Here is a 15,011-nt window from a genome sequence, read left to right on the forward strand (position 1 = left end):
TATTTGTATATTTGCACCAGATTTCAAAAAAATACAAATTTTATCCGCATTGAGTACAACACAAATTCCCTTTTCATTTAAGTCTATTTATATTGATTTTAAAGCAATTACAAAAGCAGGTTTGGCTATTAGTGTTGTTTTTTCTTCTATAGCAGGGTATATTCTTGGTTTCGATGATGCTCATCCTTTTAGTTGGGTCGTTTTGTTGAAACTGGCAATTGGTGGATATTGCATGGTGGGAGCGTCTAATGCTTTTAATCAAGTTATTGAGAAAGATTTAGATGCACTTATGGATCGTACTAAAAATCGTCCAGTGCCATCAGGAAGAATGTCTCCAAATTTGGCTTTGATTGTTGCAAGTCTTCTGACTATAATAGGAGTAGTTTTGCTTTATACAATTAATCCTAAGTCGGCCATGTTTGGTGCGATTTCTATCTTTTTATATACAAGTGTTTATACACCGCTTAAAACAGTTACTTCATTATCTGTTTTTGTTGGAGCTTTTCCTGGTGCAATCCCTTTTATGTTAGGTTGGGTAGCGGCAACAGGTGAATTTGGTATAGAAGCTGGGACTTTATTTTTGATTCAGTTTTTCTGGCAATTTCCTCATTTTTGGGCTATTGGTTGGTTTTTGTTTGATGATTACGAAAAGGCAGGTTTTTTTATGTTGCCAACTGGTAAGAAAGACAAAGGAACTTCTTTGCAGATTATATTATATACTGTTTGGTTGACAATAGCTTCGTTGCTACCGGCTTTAGGTTATACGGGACGTTTGTTTATTACACCAGTAGCGGCAGGTTTGGTATTTTTGTTGGGGCTTTGGATGCTTTATTATGCAGTGCAGTTATATAAAATAAGAACTGCAAAAGCAGCAAGAACATTAATGCTTGTTAGTGTATCGTATATTACCTTATTACAATTAATATATATATTTGATAAATTTTTGAGATAATTATGGAAATGACAATGACAACAGAAGAGCATAAATCTAGAACAGCAAGATCCTATAAATTGATATTGTTGTTTGCAATGGTAAGTATGACCATGATGTTTGCAGGTTTAACAAGTGCATACGTTGTGAGCCAATCTAGAGCTGACTGGGCTAAAAACTTTCAATTGCCGTCTGCTTTTTATTTTAGTACAATAGCTATTTTGGGATGTAGTGTCGCATTTCACTTGGCTAAAAAAGCAATTCAAAAAGATAGACATAGCGCTACAACTTCTTTGCTTTTGACGACATTGGCCTTGGGTATTTCATTTGTGGTTTTGCAATTTGTAGGCTTTGGACAAATAGTTGCTGAGGGGTATTTCTTTACAGGAAGTGCTAGCTCTATTACTACAACATTTTTGTATGTAGTGGTGGTTGTACACTTGATTCACTTAGCTGGCGGAATGATTTCGCTATTAATTATTATTTATAATCATTTTAAACAAAAATATAATTCAACTCAAACTCTTGGAATTGAACTAGGTGCGATGTACTGGCACTTTCTAGATTTCTTGTGGGTTTATTTATTTTTATTTTTATATTTCTTTAAATAAGAAAAAAACGTAAATTTGGGAACTTTTTAACGAATAACTTTTATGGAAGCGACAGTTACTACTGCAAATAGTGAAAAAACTTGGGGAGGCGGGAATGAGCCAATGGGAGCAAGTTATGGTAAATTAATGATGTGGTTTTTTATCGTATCAGATGCCTTAACGTTCTCTGGATTTTTAGCAGCTTATGGTTTTTCTAGATTTAAATTTATTGAAACTTGGCCATTGGCCGATGAAGTGTTTACACACTTTCCATTTTTACACGGTGTTTCAGCTCCGATGTATTATGTAGCATTAATGACTTTTATTTTGATTTTCTCTTCTGTGACAATGGTTTTGGCTGTTGATGCAGGACATCAAATGAAGAAAGATAAAGTTGCCCTTTATATGTTTCTTACAATTATTGGGGGATTAATATTCGTAGGTTCTCAAGCTTGGGAATGGAAGAATTTTATCAAAGGAGAATACGGTGCTATAGAAACAAAAGGAGGTAGCTTACTGCAGTTTGTTGACAAAGAAGGACATCGCGTTGCTTTGGCTGATTTTGCAGCAAAATTACCTGTTGAAAGAGAACAATTATCAAGAGATAAAGGAAAATGGTTTATGAGCGAGGCTGCAATACCTACTTATACCGTTGCAGAAGTTCAAGCTGGTTTTAAAGCGCATCCAGATGTTTTGGTAAGAATTGAAAAACTGGACAAAAACAAAAAGAAAATAGTACTTTCTAGAGAAGAGTCTCTATTGAGATTAAATCAAGCTCATTTAGTTATTGAAGGTGCTAACTTAACTCATAATGAATACGGAAGTAAGCTTTTTGCTGATTTCTTTTTCTTTATTACTGGTTTCCACGGATTCCACGTTTTCTCTGGAATTGTAATTAACATTATCATCTTTTTTAATGTTTTATTAGGAACTTACGAGAAAAGAAAAAGTTACGAAATGGTCGAAAAAGTGGGGTTATACTGGCACTTTGTAGATTTAGTTTGGGTATTTGTTTTCACATTCTTCTATTTAGTTTAATTTTAGATTTATCATTATGTCACACGCACATGTTTCTAACTCAAAAAGAATTTGGACTGTTTTTGGTCTATTGTCTTTAATCACAACAGTCGAAGTTGGTTTTGGTATTGTTAGACCAGACGCTTTATATATGCATACTTTTTTAAGCATGAACTTATTGAACTGGTTGTTTATTATATTAACACTTGTTAAAGCATATTATATTGTATGGGCTTTCATGCATATGGAAGGTGAGAAAAACTCATTGAAAAGTGCAGTAGTCTATCCTTTAATATTTTTAGTTTGTTATCTGCTTTTTATTCTCTTAACAGAAGGAGACTATGTTTTTGAGGTTTTTAAGAATTCTACCATCAAATGGAATTTTTAACATGATATTAATTCAAAAAAAAGGCACGCATTGCGTGCCTTTTTTTATTTTTGCACTTTAATTCTATAGTTTTTCATAATGAAGAAAAATATCGTCCTTTTTGTTCTTTTTATTTTACCAATTGTTGCCTATCTCTTTTTTGCTTCAGGTGTAAATAGTTTTACCAAATTACCAATAATCACTCCAAAAGTTTCTGACCTTGGAGATTGGAAAGGTTTAAATGGTGAAAAAGTAAGTTTGAATAATAAGATTACTATTCTTGGTTTTTCAGGTACTGAAATTATAAAGAACAGAGGTAACTATTTTAATCTCAATGAAAAAATTTATCAAAGATACCATGACTTTAAAGATTTGCAATTTGTGGTGGTTTCTCCTTTAGGAACAGAAACAGAGGTTAAGTCAGTACTTGCGTCTTTGGGAACTTTTACAGATGTAAGTCAATGGCATTTTGTCTTTACTACTCCACAAGAAATAAAATCGTATTACAAACAATTAAATCTTAAATCAAATTTAGGAAATGATTTAGGGACACCTAATGTTTATATTATTGATAAAGAAAGAAATCTTCGTGGCAGAAAAGAAAAGAAAGAATATAAAGAAGGTTACAGTACTTTTCATCCCGCAGAATTGAGTAATGAAATGTTAGATGATTTTAAAATCGTTCTTTATGAATACCGTGCAGCTTTAAAAAAGAATCATAACGCAACAAAACAACTTTAAAACTATGCTTAAAAATAAATCATACATAGGGATTTCTTTCGTGATACTTGTTTTTGGAATTTATGCAATTCCAAAGATTGTAAATAGAATGGAAAAGAATAGTATAGTGCAAGGAGATCGTTTAGATAAGGTTGGAGGTTCAACAGTAGAGAATGATAAATTGGTAAAAATAGGCCCAGTTCCTAAATTTGAACTTATTAATCAAGACGGTATAAAGGTTTCAAATGATACCTATAAAGGGAAAGTATATGTTTTGGAGTTTTTCTTTGCAACATGTCCTTCTATTTGCCCTAAAATGAATGCCAATATGGTTACGATTCAAAATGCATTTTTTGGAAATCCAAATTTTGGTATTGCTTCAATAACTATTGATCCTTTGCATGATACTCCAGCTGTTTTAAAAGAACATGCCAAAGTAGTAGGTGCAAAATCATCCAATTGGAATTTCTTGACAGGAGATAAGGATTATATTTATAGTTTATCAAATAAAGGCTTTAATATTTATGTGGGTGAAAATAGTAAAGTCAATGGTGGTTTTGAACATTCAGGATTGTTTGCCCTAATTGATAAAAATGGAAATATCAGATGTAGAAAAGATGATTACGGAAATCCAATTTTATATTATGATGGATTGGATAAAAAAGGAGTTAGAGACATTCAGCAAGATATTCAAGTTTTGTTGAAAGAGTAAAAAGAAAAGATTGAATAGAAAAGAATATAAAATAGATTGATAGAGAATGGAAAATAATACTGTAGAACAAAAATATAATAAATGGATTGTGTTGTTGTCAATTGCAATTCCAGTTGTGGTTGCTGTGCTTTTTAAAATTAAACTGAATGATTTTGGATTTAATGTAACACCATTAACCTTTTTGCCGCCTATTTATGCTACTGTAAATGGGATTACAGCTGTATTGTTGATTGCTGCGGTATTGGCAATAAAAAAAGGGAATAAAAGTCGTCACGAGTTATTGATGAAGCTAGCAATTGGATGTTCAGTAGCTTTTTTGGCAATGTATGTTGCATATCATATGACTGCAGAATCTACTAAATACGGAGGAGAAGGTGTTTTGAAATATATCTATTTCTTTATATTAATTACGCATATTTTCTTGTCTATAGCGATTATCCCTCTTGTATTGATAACCTATGTTAGAGCGTTAGCTAATAAATTTGATAAGCATAGAAAAATTGCTAAAATTACTTTTCCAATTTGGTTGTATGTTGCGGTAACTGGTGTAATTGTGTATTTAATGATTTCGCCTTATTATGTTTAGTAGAGAAAATAGAATTAACGGAATGGGAAGAAGAATAGGATTAAGAGTGTGTTTCTGTATTTTATGTTCTTTATTCTTTACTGTTTCTTCATATGCACAATGTGCTATGTGTCGTGCTGCGTTAACAGGTGATGAAAATAAAGCCAAAGCAGCAGCTGTAAATGATGGTATAGTTTATCTTATGGTGATTCCGTACATACTTGTTGGGGCGCTGGGGTATTATGTGTATAGAATGAAAAAGAAGAAATCTTAAGGATTTCTAATGATAATATATTCGGTTGCAATATGCAATTGAATTAAAATAAAAAAGTCAGTCTCTAATTTTAGAGACTGACTTTTTTATTTTCGGGTTGTTGAAATTAGGCTATTACTGATTGTTTTACTTCAATCCGTCTATAGCAACATTTACTGTTCCGTTTACTTTTATAAAAGCAATCATCGCTTGGTTGGTAAGTTCAACTTTTTGAAATTGTATATCTTCCATTTTTCCATTGATGAAAACCCCTGGCATTGGAGAATAGTTCTTTAAATAAGCCATCATACTTTGTTTAGCATCATCTAAATTTTGTTTGATAGAATAGTGACAGCTTTGTTCTATTTTTTTCAAAATGATTCCTTGAGCCAACCAGTTTGCAGTACGCATTAATCTGCTTTTTGTATCTAACACATAATCTAATTTGTCGAAATAGATTTCTTTTGTTGTATCATTATATTGAGGAACACCATTCAAATAGACTGTTCCGTTTACAGCTCCTAAAAGATCTAATGAAATAACGATTTTACCTTCTTTGTGCCACATAGCAACGTTTTGCACTTTTACTTTTTTGCTTCCTGATCCAAATTCTTGTCCTGCAAAATTGGTATTCATCAATTTTGAAGCCTCTTGGTAGGTTGAAACTGCAGCTATATTTGCCGAAATCTGTTCTGGAATTTTATCAACTGATTTTAGAGCGAATTTGTTGTTGTCAAACTTCGATTCAGGTTTGTTGCCTATTAAAGTTTCCATATAACATTTCAAACCCATATTGAGTAAGAATGAATCATTTTTAAGTTTTGCATTAGTCGAATAAATTTCAAGAGGAGAAATTTTGAACCAGCTTTTGTTAGCTTCACTCATTAGAAAAGGTGAACTGATTTTTGAAATTGCATCCAAAACATTCGGTTTGAAGTCCATAGAGTCTTCTATAGCGCTATCAATGCTTTGTTCTATTTTTGCTTTAAACAGACTTACTGCAGGATTGATAAGATAAGTTATAGGCATGTTTTTACCAAAAACAGTCATCGTAGGGCTTTCGACCCAATTGAGTGATTTTAATGTTGTTTTAGATTTTAATCGCCAGTTAACCAAAGAAACATCACTTAGTAGAGTTACCATTCCGTTTAGGTTGAATTCTTGCGTTTTGTATAATTCTACGCCTAACGTTTTGGTTCCAACTCTATATTTAACCCAAACTTTTAGAGGTAAAACAGTTTTTATTTTTTCACCTTCTTTTCCGTGATCATTAGTAATGGTAATAGGAGCTTGTTTCCACACTTTGATTTCAATATCGTCATCCTCAATTTTGTTGTCTTCATAAATTAAACCACTCAATAAAGAGTTGGTCTTATTTTCAATATCTTTTAGTTTAATACTAACTGGAAGATTGATGTATGAAGGAGTTTTTGTGTAGGTCAGCGGTACTGCATCATCCGGTTCAGGTCTTAAGGCTTCTATTTTTTGGGAAGTAGAGGAGCAACTTGTTATTGATATTAGTGTAATTAAGTAAATGATTAGAATAGAAAGGTTTTTTTGCATTTGTTTAAAATTTTTGGGAGCAAATTTAACAAAACAAATATATTTCTTACGTTAAGGATGTAACATTTTTATGAAATATAAGTCTTATGAAACATGTATAAGCAAAAAATGGCATTGGGTAACTAAGACTGTTGAATTGATTATAAATGAATGTTAGAAAATAATTGAAAATATGCAGATAAATTAAAATGAGTAATTTTAGTTTTCATTTTTTTATTGCTATTTTTAGAAGATAAATACTATTGTTTTAAAACAAACGAATCATGATTGAAATTAAAGACTTACACAAATCATACAAAATGGGACATTCCGAATTGCATGTGCTAAAAGGAATTAATTTCAATATAAAAGAAGGAGAATTGGTTGCTATAATGGGGTCGTCAGGATCAGGAAAATCAACATTGCTTAATATACTTGGTATTTTAGACGAAGGAGATTCGGGAGTTTATAACTTAGACAATGTGCCCATAAAAAAGTTAAATGAAACCGTCGCTTCTAAATACCGTAACCAATTTTTAGGTTTTGTTTTTCAATCTTTCAACTTGATTAATTATAAAAGCGCATTGGATAATGTAGCCTTGCCATTGTATTATCAAGGTGTAAAGAGAAAAGACAGAAATGAAATAGCATTAAAATATTTAGAGAAAGTGGGCTTGGCTTCGCATTCACATCACCTGCCTAATGAACTTTCCGGAGGACAAAAACAACGTGTCGCTATTGCTAGGGCTTTAGCCTCTAATCCTAAAGTATTATTGGCAGATGAGCCTACGGGAGCATTAGATACCAAGACTTCCTACGAAGTGATGGAATTGATACAAGGGATTAATGACGAAGGAAAAACTATTTTGATAGTAACTCACGAACCGGATATTGCAGCAATGTGCAAAAGGAATGTAGTGTTGAAAGACGGGTTAATCATTGACGATAAAATGGTAGAACAAGTTAGAGCTTCTTCATATGTTTAATATAGAACGTTGGCAAGAAATATTTGAGGCTATCGCCAAAAATAAACTGAGAACCTTTCTCACGGGTATTTCTGTGGCTTCGGGTATTTTTATTTTAGTGATTCTGCTGGGGGTTGGAAAAGGATTGCAAAACGGAATAGAAAAGCAGTTCGAACGTGATGCAGCCGGTATAATTGAAGTATGGTCAGGGACAACCACAAAAGCCTATAAAGGGATGAATCCAGGAAGGCAAATACAATTTAGAAATAGTGATTACGATATTGCAACTCAAAAATATGGAGAGCAATTAGATAAAAACGTGTCAACATATAATGCTTGGAATATCAATGTGGTATATGGAAAAGAATCGGGTAATTATCAATACCGCGGTGTGAATCCAGATTATTTAGCGATAGAAAATGCGAACATCATACAAGGACGCTATATAAACAATAATGATCTTGTCAATAATGAAAAAGTAGCAGTAATTGGGGAAAAGGTAAAATTAGATTTATTCAAGGAAAAAAATCCTATAGGAGAACTAATCATAGTTAATAATATCAATTTTAAAGTAGTTGGAGTTTTCACGGATCCAGGTGGAGAAAGAGAGGAAAGAAGGGTGATTTTACCTCTGTCGACTGCTCAAAAGGTATATGGTTTAGGAGATAAGATTAATAATTTGTTTTATACCCTAAAAAAGAGAGATACATATGAAGAGGCTTTAGCAGATGCGGATAAATTTACAAAAGATTTAGGGCACTTATTGCGAAGTAAAAACGAGATTGCCCCAGATGATGAAAGTGCTATTGGAATTAATAATTCGGTAGTTGATGCCAAAAAATATTACGATTTGAATCTCTATATTCGATTGTTTTTTTGGTGGGTTGGGATTTGTACAATCATTGCGGGAGTCGTTGGTGTAAGTAATATTATGATGATTATCGTAAAAGAACGTACAAAAGAAATAGGAATTAGAAAAGCGCTTGGAGCATCACCATTTTCGATTATTGTGATGATTTTGCAAGAGTCAATATTCATTACAACTATTTCAGGTTTTATGGGACTATTAATAGGATTGTCACTTTTAGAATTAGTTGGTCCTCATGCGCAGAGCGAGTATTTCGTGAATCCAGAAGTTGATTTTACCGTGGCATTATCAACCTTAATTGTATTGGTAGTTGCTGGAGCATTAGCAGGTTTTGTACCTGCTTATAATGCCGCAAAAATTAGACCCATTGTAGCACTTAGAGACGAATAGTTATGTTTGACAGAGAGAACTGGAGTGAAATTTTAGAGGCTTTAACGGCAAATACTTTTCGTACGTTACTTACTGCGTTTGGTGTTTTTTGGGGGATTTTTATTCTGGTGATATTATTGGCAGCTTCGAATGGTTTAGAGAATGGTGTCAAAAAAGGGTTTGATGGCATTGCTACCAACACTATGTTTATGTGGACCCAAAGCACATCAAAAGCCTACAAAGGTTTGCCAAAAGTAAGACAATATGATTTTAGGAATAGTGATGTCGAAGCTTTAAAACTAAAGTTTCCAGATTTATTATATGTTTCTCCCCGTAATCAATTAGGCGATTTTAATGGGGTTAGCAATGTTATAAGAGGAACAAAGACGGGAGCTTATACGATATATGGCGATTACCCGGAATTGGTTAAGCAAGAACAAATGGACATTATTAAGGGGCGTTTTGTGAATCCGCAAGATATTCTTTTAAAACGTAAAATTGCTATAATCGGAAGTGGGGTAATCAGTGAATTATATATGGGTGCCGAAGAAGTGATTGGCTCATATATTAAGATTAACGGAATTAACTTCATGGTGGTAGGAGTTTATAAGTCAAAGGGCAATAATAATGGGAATGCAGAGTCGGCCCAAAAAAATGTTTTTATTCCCTTTACCACTTTTCAACAAGCATTTAATTTTGGAGATAAAGTGGGATGGATGGCGCTTACCGCAAATGATGATGCATCAATTACGGAGCTTAAATCTGGAATTATGGCATTTATGCGTGATAGGCATTCAATTCATCCCGATGATGAGAGAGCTATAGGTAATTTTGATTTGTTTAAGGAATTTCAAAAAGTGCAGGATCTGTTTATGGTACTTAAGTTCATAGCTTATTTTGTAGGGACATTAGTATTGTTGTCTGGTATTATTGGAATCTCAAACATAATGCTTATTGTTGTTAAAGAACGAACCAATGAAATAGGAATCAGAAGAGCTTTAGGGGCAACCCCAGCAGCTATTAGATCCCAAATACTGTTAGAAGCGATTTCGCTAACCATTATTGCAGGGATGTTTGGTATTGCTGTGGCAACAGGATTATTGGTCATTTTGAACATGATTTTAGCCTCAATGCCATCTGAAGGAATGATGTTTGTCAATCCAAGTGTTGACTTAACCGTAGTTTTTATTGCTCTGTTGATATTAGTAGGATCGGGATTATTGGCTGGATTTATACCTGCACAAACAGCTATTAAAGTCAAGCCAGTCGATGCATTACGAACAGAATAGATTTTTAACCAAAATATAATAATCGAATAAACCATCATAAAATGAAAAAAGGAGTAACCATAACTGTTTTAATTTTGATAGCGCTAGTCTTTTTTGGCGCTTTATATTACCTGTATGCAAAGAATCAAGAATCACCTATTGTTTTTGAAACGGATAAAGCCGAAGTGAAAACAATAGTAAAAAGTACCATTGCTACAGGAAATATTGTTCCTGATGAGGAGGTACTTATAAAACCAAATATTTCAGGTATTATTGAAGCGGTTTATATTAAAGCTGGTGAAAATGTAAAAGCGGGTGATTTGATTGCAAAGATAAAAGTAGTAGCCAATGTATCTAATTTGAGTAATTCTCAAAATCAAGTAAAAACTGCAAAAATTGAATTAGATAATCAAGAAAAATTGTATCAAAGACAAAAAACATTGTTTGATAAAGGAGTGATTTCTGCCAATGATTTTGATGCAGCACAGTTGGCATATAATCAGGCAAAGCAAAACTATAAGGCATCAACCCAAGGGTTAGATATCGTAAAAACAGGAACAGCTTCGGGTCTGGGAAATTATGCCAATACATTAATCCGCTCTACAGTAAACGGAATGGTGTTAGATGTACCAGTAAAAGTAGGAAACCAAGTAATTGAAAGTAATAATTTTAATGAAGGAACTACCATTGCAAGTGTTGCCGACATAGGAAGAATGATCTTTGTAGGTAAAGTTGATGAAGCCGAAGTTGGAAAAATTAAATTAAATATGCCTATAGAAATTACCGTAGGTGCTATTGATAATAAAAAATTCACTGCTGTTTTGACTTACATTGCCCCAAAAGGGAAGACAGAAAATGGAGCGATTCAGTTTGAGATAAAAGCAACAATGACCAATAGAGATGATACTTTTATCAGAGCAGGTTTGAGTGCTAATGCCTCTATTATTTTAGAAAAAGCTGATAAGGTCTTGTCTGTAAAAGAGTCTTTAATACAGTTTGATAAAAAAACGCAAAAACCGTATGTAGAAATTGAAAATAGTCCACAAAAATTCCAAAGAAAAGATGTGGTTTTAGGAGTAAGTGATGGTATTAATGTCGAAATAAAAAGCGGAATCAAATCTACTGATAAAATAAAAGTTTGGAATCAAGGTTTGAAAACTGAAGAAGAAAAAAAATAGTAGGCACGTAGTGTTAAGTGTAAAATTAAGTTAAATGAGTAAGGCGTGTTTGCCGAGCTTTTATTCAATAAACAATGAAAAAAATAAATTATTTAAGTATTGCCTTTATCTTCTTGCTAGGTTTTTCGACTCAAGCACAAACTCAAACAACAACACAAACTAAAGCATGGACTCTAGAAGAGTGTGTAAATTATGCCATAAAAAATAACATCTCTATTAAACAAACTGAACTGGATACCGTTTCGGCAAATATTGATAAAAGGGGAGCAATTGGGAGCTTTCTTCCTTCGTTGAATTCTAATGCTTCGCATTCATGGAATATCGGATTAAATACAGATCCAGTAACAAACGTTAAACGTAATCAAACTACTCAATATACCTCAATAGGAGCAGGTATTGGTTTTGATATTTATAAAGGAATGCAAAATCAAAATGCTCTTAGAAAAGCTAAACTTTCTGTTGTAGCATCAAAATATCAATTGCTAAAAATGCGAGAAGATATCGCTCTGAATGTTGCCAATGCTTACTTGCAAGTACTTTTTAATAAAGAAAACCTAAAAGTTCAACAAGAACAATTGGCTATTAATGAAAAACAATATACTCGTTCCGAAGAATTGGTAAAAGCAGGATCTATACCACGTGGCGATCTGTTAGACGTAAAAGCAACAGTGGCTTCCAATAAACAAAATGTTATCACTGCCGAGAATGCCTTGCTGATTTCTAAATTGAGTTTGGCTCAATTATTACAATTAAAGGAATTTTGGGATTTTGATGTTATTGATGCTAGTAATGCCAAAGATGAAAATAATATCATGGCGATTAAACCAATAGATATTTATCAAAAGGCTAAGGAAACCAGAACGGAGTTAAAAATTGCTAAAACAAATTTAGAAATAGCCGAAAAAAATGTAGCAATTGCAAGAGGAGGTTTTCAGCCAACACTACAAGGTTTTTACAACTTTAATACTCAGATTTCTTATGCAGATGTCGTAGCATTTGATAGTAATGGTAATATAATAGGGAAAAAAAGTGCAGCGCCATTTTCGGACCAATTTAATAATAATAAAGGTCAGTCTTTTGGAGCACAATTATCAATTCCTATCTTTAACGGATATTCTGCCAGAAATAATGTAGAACGTTTTAAAGTCGATTTAGAAAAATCAAAAATTGCATTAGAAAAAGCTGACTTAGATTTGCAAAGAAATGTGTATACAGCTTTTACAGATGCAAAAGGAGCTTTGAATGCACATGAATCTTCTATTGTTGCACTTGAAGCAAGAAATGAAGCGTATAATTATGCTAAAGAAAAATATGCAGTGGGGCTAATGAATTCTTTTGATTTTAATCAATCGCAAACTTTGCTAACGAATGCACAATCAGAAGTATTAAGAACTAAATACGATTATATCTTTAAAATAAAAATATTAGAATTTTATTTTGGAATTCCAATCGATCAAATCATGAAAAAATAAGAGCATGTCAAAAAAAACAATTTATATTTTAATAGGATCAGGTATACTAATTATAGGCTTGTTAATAGGGCTTTCTAAGGCAGGTATTATAGGAAATAAGGACAAGGGTAAAGAAATTGAAATAGCTAATGTTAGTACAGGAACTATTGTAGAAACCGTTTCGGCTACAGGGAAAATTCAACCAGAAATAGAAGTGAAGATAGCTTCTATGGTATCTGGCGAGATTATAGATTTACCTATAAAAGAAGGACAGGTGGTGAAGAAAGGAGATTTATTGGTGAAGATAAATCCAGATCTGTATACATCAGGTTTGAACAGGACGGTAGCTAATTTATCTGGAACAAAAGCGGGCTTAAGTCAGTCTGAGGCTTCTTATAGTGAAGCTAAAGCAAATTACGAAAGAAATAAAATTTTGTTTGAGAAAGGAATTATCTCTAAATCAGATTGGGATAAGTCCATTGCTTCTTTTGAAGTAGCAAAAGCTACCAAACAATCCGCTTACTATAATGTACAAAGTGCTTCGGCAACTGTAATTGAAGCCAAAGACAATCTTGGGAGAACCGTTATCTACGCTCCAGCAGATGGTACGATATCAATGTTGAATGTAGAGCTAGGAGAAAGGGTTTTAGGAACGCAACAAATGGCGGGAACTGAAATTTTAAGAGTAGCCAACTTGAATAATATGGAAGTCGAAGTTGATGTAAATGAAAATGACATCGTAAAAATAAAGGAGGGAGACTTGGCAAATGTTGAAGTCGATGCTTATTTAAAAAAACAGTTCAGAGGTGTTGTAACCAGTATTTCCAATTCGGCTAGCACGGCATTAACGGCTGACCAAGTGACTAATTTTAAAGTAAAAGTTAGAATCTTAAAAGAATCATATCAAGATTTAATGGAGGGCAGACGAGCTTCATATTCTCCTTTTAGACCAGGAATGACTGCAACAGTAGATATAATTACAAAAACGCATAAAAACGTTATTAATGTGCCTATAAGTTCAGTAGTCGTGAAGTCTGATACAACTGCAGTAAAAGAAATAAAAATAGATGGGCCAGAATCTGATGAGAAAAAAACTATTCCTAAAAGTGATAAGAAATTAGAATGTGTTTTTGTAAAAGTAGGAGATAAAGCTAAAATCAGAATCATAAAAACGGGTATTCAGGATGATACAAATATTGAGGTGTTGTCTGGTCTAAAAAAAGGAGATGTAGTTATTACGGGACCTTATACCACAGTATCTAAAGAGTTAAATTCTGGAGATAAAGTATTTGTTCAGACAGATGATAAGAAAAAATAATTTAAGTTTATTAAATTGTTTTTCGGTCAAATTCATTTCGATTATTAGTAAATAAAGCACGTCCAGAACTTTCTGGGCGTGTTTTTGTTTTTATAAAGGATATTTCAAAATTCGGTGTAAATTTGCAATCGTATGAATCATTTGAAGCTTTTTAGATCTTGGTAATCTAATTTTGTATAAGTCAGAAACTAAAGTCTAAAATCTAATATTTAAAATCTTTAAAAATGTCCTATATCCTCAACATTGAAACTGCTACCAAAAATTGTTCTGTTGCTTTGGCAAAAGAAGGAAAAACTATATTGTGCAAAGAAATTGCAGATGAAGGTTATTCTCATGCTGAACGATTGCATGTTTTTATTGAAGAAATTATCAATGAGGCGGGGATTACCCTCAATGATTTAGTTGCTATTGCAGTAAGTCAAGGACCGGGTTCATATACAGGATTGCGTATTGGTGTTTCGGCAGCAAAAGGATTGTGTTTCGCCTTGAATATTCCGTTGATTGCGGTAGATACGTTACAAGCATTAGCCTCCCAGGTAACAGTTACAGATGGTTTAATTGTTCCAATGATTGATGCCCGTAGAATGGAAGTATATAGCGCCATATTCTCGTCAACTTTAGAGAAAAAAAGAGAAATCCTTGCAGAGGTTATCACGGAAAACTCTTTCGAAGAACTACATGAAAAATTATATTTTGTGGGTGATTGTAATGAGAAATGCAAATCTGTTTTAACTAATGAGAATTTCGTATTCTTGGATACAATTAAGTATCCTTCTGCCAATGAAATGAGTGCTTTAAGCTATGATAAATACAAAATAAGCGACACTGTAGATGTCGCTTATTTTGAACCTTATTATTTGAAAGACTTTTTAATTACTAGTTCAAAGAAATAATCAA

At 32.9% G+C, this 15,011-nt stretch carries 16 protein-coding genes; 15 read left to right on the forward strand and 1 reads right to left on the reverse strand.

Going from position 1 to position 15,011, the window contains the following annotated elements; all coding sequences use genetic code 11:
* The first annotated feature begins 49 nt into the window (after positions 1–49).
* The 8 genes from cyoE (at position 50) to OZP08_RS06150 (ending at position 5,176) form a co-directional block, all read left to right on the forward strand.
* Positions 50–952, forward strand: coding sequence for a heme o synthase (gene cyoE, locus OZP08_RS06115; RefSeq protein WP_281323232.1), 903 nt, complete (start codon positions 50–52; stop codon positions 950–952).
* Positions 953–954: 2 nt separating this feature from the next.
* The gene (locus tag OZP08_RS06120) at positions 955–1,542 is read left to right on the forward strand and encodes a cytochrome c oxidase subunit 3 (RefSeq protein ID WP_268848773.1); all 588 of its coding nucleotides are present in this window, start codon (positions 955–957) and stop codon (positions 1,540–1,542) included.
* 42 nt (positions 1,543–1,584) lie between these two features.
* The gene (locus OZP08_RS06125; protein ID WP_268848774.1) at positions 1,585–2,559 is read left to right on the forward strand and encodes a cytochrome c oxidase subunit 3; all 975 of its coding nucleotides are present in this window, start codon (positions 1,585–1,587) and stop codon (positions 2,557–2,559) included.
* 16 nt (positions 2,560–2,575) lie between these two features.
* The gene (locus OZP08_RS06130; protein WP_268848775.1) at positions 2,576–2,926 is read left to right on the forward strand and encodes a cytochrome C oxidase subunit IV family protein; all 351 of its coding nucleotides are present in this window, start codon (positions 2,576–2,578) and stop codon (positions 2,924–2,926) included.
* Positions 2,927–3,004: 78 nt separating this feature from the next.
* Complete coding sequence (locus OZP08_RS06135) at positions 3,005–3,646, forward strand: hypothetical protein (protein WP_281323233.1); 642 nt, start codon at positions 3,005–3,007, stop codon at positions 3,644–3,646.
* A 4-nt stretch (positions 3,647–3,650) separates the two neighbouring features.
* A complete protein-coding gene (locus OZP08_RS06140) occupies positions 3,651–4,337 on the forward strand; it encodes an SCO family protein (RefSeq protein ID WP_281323234.1) in 687 nt (228 codons plus the stop codon).
* Between the two features lie 46 nt (positions 4,338–4,383).
* A complete protein-coding gene (locus OZP08_RS06145; RefSeq protein WP_268848776.1) occupies positions 4,384–4,923 on the forward strand; it encodes a DUF420 domain-containing protein in 540 nt (179 codons plus the stop codon).
* A 22-nt stretch (positions 4,924–4,945) separates the two neighbouring features.
* Positions 4,946–5,176, forward strand: a complete 231-nt coding sequence (locus OZP08_RS06150) for a hypothetical protein (protein ID WP_268849447.1) — start codon at positions 4,946–4,948, stop codon at positions 5,174–5,176.
* A 126-nt stretch (positions 5,177–5,302) separates the two neighbouring features.
* On the opposite strand, the gene OZP08_RS06155 is transcribed toward OZP08_RS06150, so the two are convergent.
* On the reverse strand, positions 5,303–6,718 hold the full coding sequence (locus OZP08_RS06155) for a DUF4403 family protein (RefSeq protein WP_281323235.1): 1,416 nt from the start codon (positions 6,716–6,718) through the stop codon (positions 5,303–5,305).
* A gap of 263 nt (positions 6,719–6,981) precedes the next feature.
* Between OZP08_RS06155 and OZP08_RS06160 the strand changes: the two genes are divergently transcribed.
* The 7 genes from OZP08_RS06160 to tsaB all read left to right on the forward strand — a co-directional run bounded on the left by OZP08_RS06160 (position 6,982) and on the right by tsaB (position 15,007).
* Positions 6,982–7,683 (forward strand): ABC transporter ATP-binding protein, encoded by a 702-nt coding sequence (locus OZP08_RS06160; RefSeq protein WP_268848778.1) that lies wholly within the window; start codon positions 6,982–6,984, stop codon positions 7,681–7,683.
* A complete protein-coding gene (locus tag OZP08_RS06165; protein WP_268848779.1) occupies positions 7,676–8,920 on the forward strand; it encodes an ABC transporter permease in 1,245 nt (414 codons plus the stop codon). Before OZP08_RS06160 ends, OZP08_RS06165 begins: the two co-directional genes overlap by 8 nt.
* A 2-nt stretch (positions 8,921–8,922) precedes the next feature.
* Complete coding sequence (locus OZP08_RS06170) at positions 8,923–10,188, forward strand: ABC transporter permease (RefSeq protein ID WP_268848780.1); 1,266 nt, start codon at positions 8,923–8,925, stop codon at positions 10,186–10,188.
* Between the two features lie 41 nt (positions 10,189–10,229).
* On the forward strand, positions 10,230–11,345 hold the full coding sequence (locus tag OZP08_RS06175) for an efflux RND transporter periplasmic adaptor subunit (protein ID WP_281323236.1): 1,116 nt from the start codon (positions 10,230–10,232) through the stop codon (positions 11,343–11,345).
* A 74-nt stretch (positions 11,346–11,419) separates the two neighbouring features.
* Positions 11,420–12,817: a TolC family protein gene (locus tag OZP08_RS06180; protein WP_281323237.1), complete on the forward strand. Its 1,398-nt coding sequence runs from the start codon at positions 11,420–11,422 to the stop codon at positions 12,815–12,817.
* Positions 12,818–12,821: 4 nt separating this feature from the next.
* Positions 12,822–14,114 carry an efflux RND transporter periplasmic adaptor subunit gene (locus tag OZP08_RS06185; RefSeq protein ID WP_281323238.1) on the forward strand — a complete coding sequence of 431 codons (1,293 nt, stop codon included), beginning with the start codon at positions 12,822–12,824 and terminating at the stop codon, positions 14,112–14,114.
* 224 nt (positions 14,115–14,338) lie between these two features.
* Complete coding sequence (gene tsaB / locus OZP08_RS06190; protein ID WP_281323239.1) at positions 14,339–15,007, forward strand: tRNA (adenosine(37)-N6)-threonylcarbamoyltransferase complex dimerization subunit type 1 TsaB; 669 nt, start codon at positions 14,339–14,341, stop codon at positions 15,005–15,007.
* The last annotated feature ends 4 nt before the right edge of the window (positions 15,008–15,011 follow it).

It is taken from the genome of Flavobacterium aestivum (genome assembly GCF_026870175.2).
Classification (GTDB): Bacteria; Bacteroidota; Bacteroidia; order Flavobacteriales; family Flavobacteriaceae; genus Flavobacterium; species Flavobacterium aestivum.

Bases quoted from the DNA above. Each gene is read 5' to 3' on its own strand.
- OZP08_RS06120 (WP_268848773.1), top strand. From the start codon at position 955: ATGGAAATGACAATGACAACAGAAGAGCATAAATCTAGAACAGCAAGA.
- OZP08_RS06125 (WP_268848774.1), top strand. From the start codon at position 1,585: ATGGAAGCGACAGTTACTACTGCAAATAGTGAAAAAACTTGGGGAGGC.
- OZP08_RS06130 (WP_268848775.1), top strand. From the start codon at position 2,576: ATGTCACACGCACATGTTTCTAACTCAAAAAGAATTTGGACTGTTTTT.
- OZP08_RS06135 (WP_281323233.1), top strand. From the start codon at position 3,005: ATGAAGAAAAATATCGTCCTTTTTGTTCTTTTTATTTTACCAATTGTT.
- OZP08_RS06140 (WP_281323234.1), top strand. From the start codon at position 3,651: ATGCTTAAAAATAAATCATACATAGGGATTTCTTTCGTGATACTTGTT.
- OZP08_RS06145 (WP_268848776.1), top strand. From the start codon at position 4,384: ATGGAAAATAATACTGTAGAACAAAAATATAATAAATGGATTGTGTTG.
- OZP08_RS06150 (WP_268849447.1), top strand. From the start codon at position 4,946: ATGGGAAGAAGAATAGGATTAAGAGTGTGTTTCTGTATTTTATGTTCT.
- OZP08_RS06155 (WP_281323235.1), bottom strand. From the start codon at position 6,718: ATGCAAAAAAACCTTTCTATTCTAATCATTTACTTAATTACACTAATA.
- OZP08_RS06160 (WP_268848778.1), top strand. From the start codon at position 6,982: ATGATTGAAATTAAAGACTTACACAAATCATACAAAATGGGACATTCC.
- OZP08_RS06165 (WP_268848779.1), top strand. From the start codon at position 7,676: ATGTTTAATATAGAACGTTGGCAAGAAATATTTGAGGCTATCGCCAAA.
- OZP08_RS06170 (WP_268848780.1), top strand. From the start codon at position 8,923: ATGTTTGACAGAGAGAACTGGAGTGAAATTTTAGAGGCTTTAACGGCA.
- OZP08_RS06175 (WP_281323236.1), top strand. From the start codon at position 10,230: ATGAAAAAAGGAGTAACCATAACTGTTTTAATTTTGATAGCGCTAGTC.
- OZP08_RS06180 (WP_281323237.1), top strand. From the start codon at position 11,420: ATGAAAAAAATAAATTATTTAAGTATTGCCTTTATCTTCTTGCTAGGT.
- OZP08_RS06185 (WP_281323238.1), top strand. From the start codon at position 12,822: ATGTCAAAAAAAACAATTTATATTTTAATAGGATCAGGTATACTAATT.
- tsaB (WP_281323239.1), top strand. From the start codon at position 14,339: ATGTCCTATATCCTCAACATTGAAACTGCTACCAAAAATTGTTCTGTT.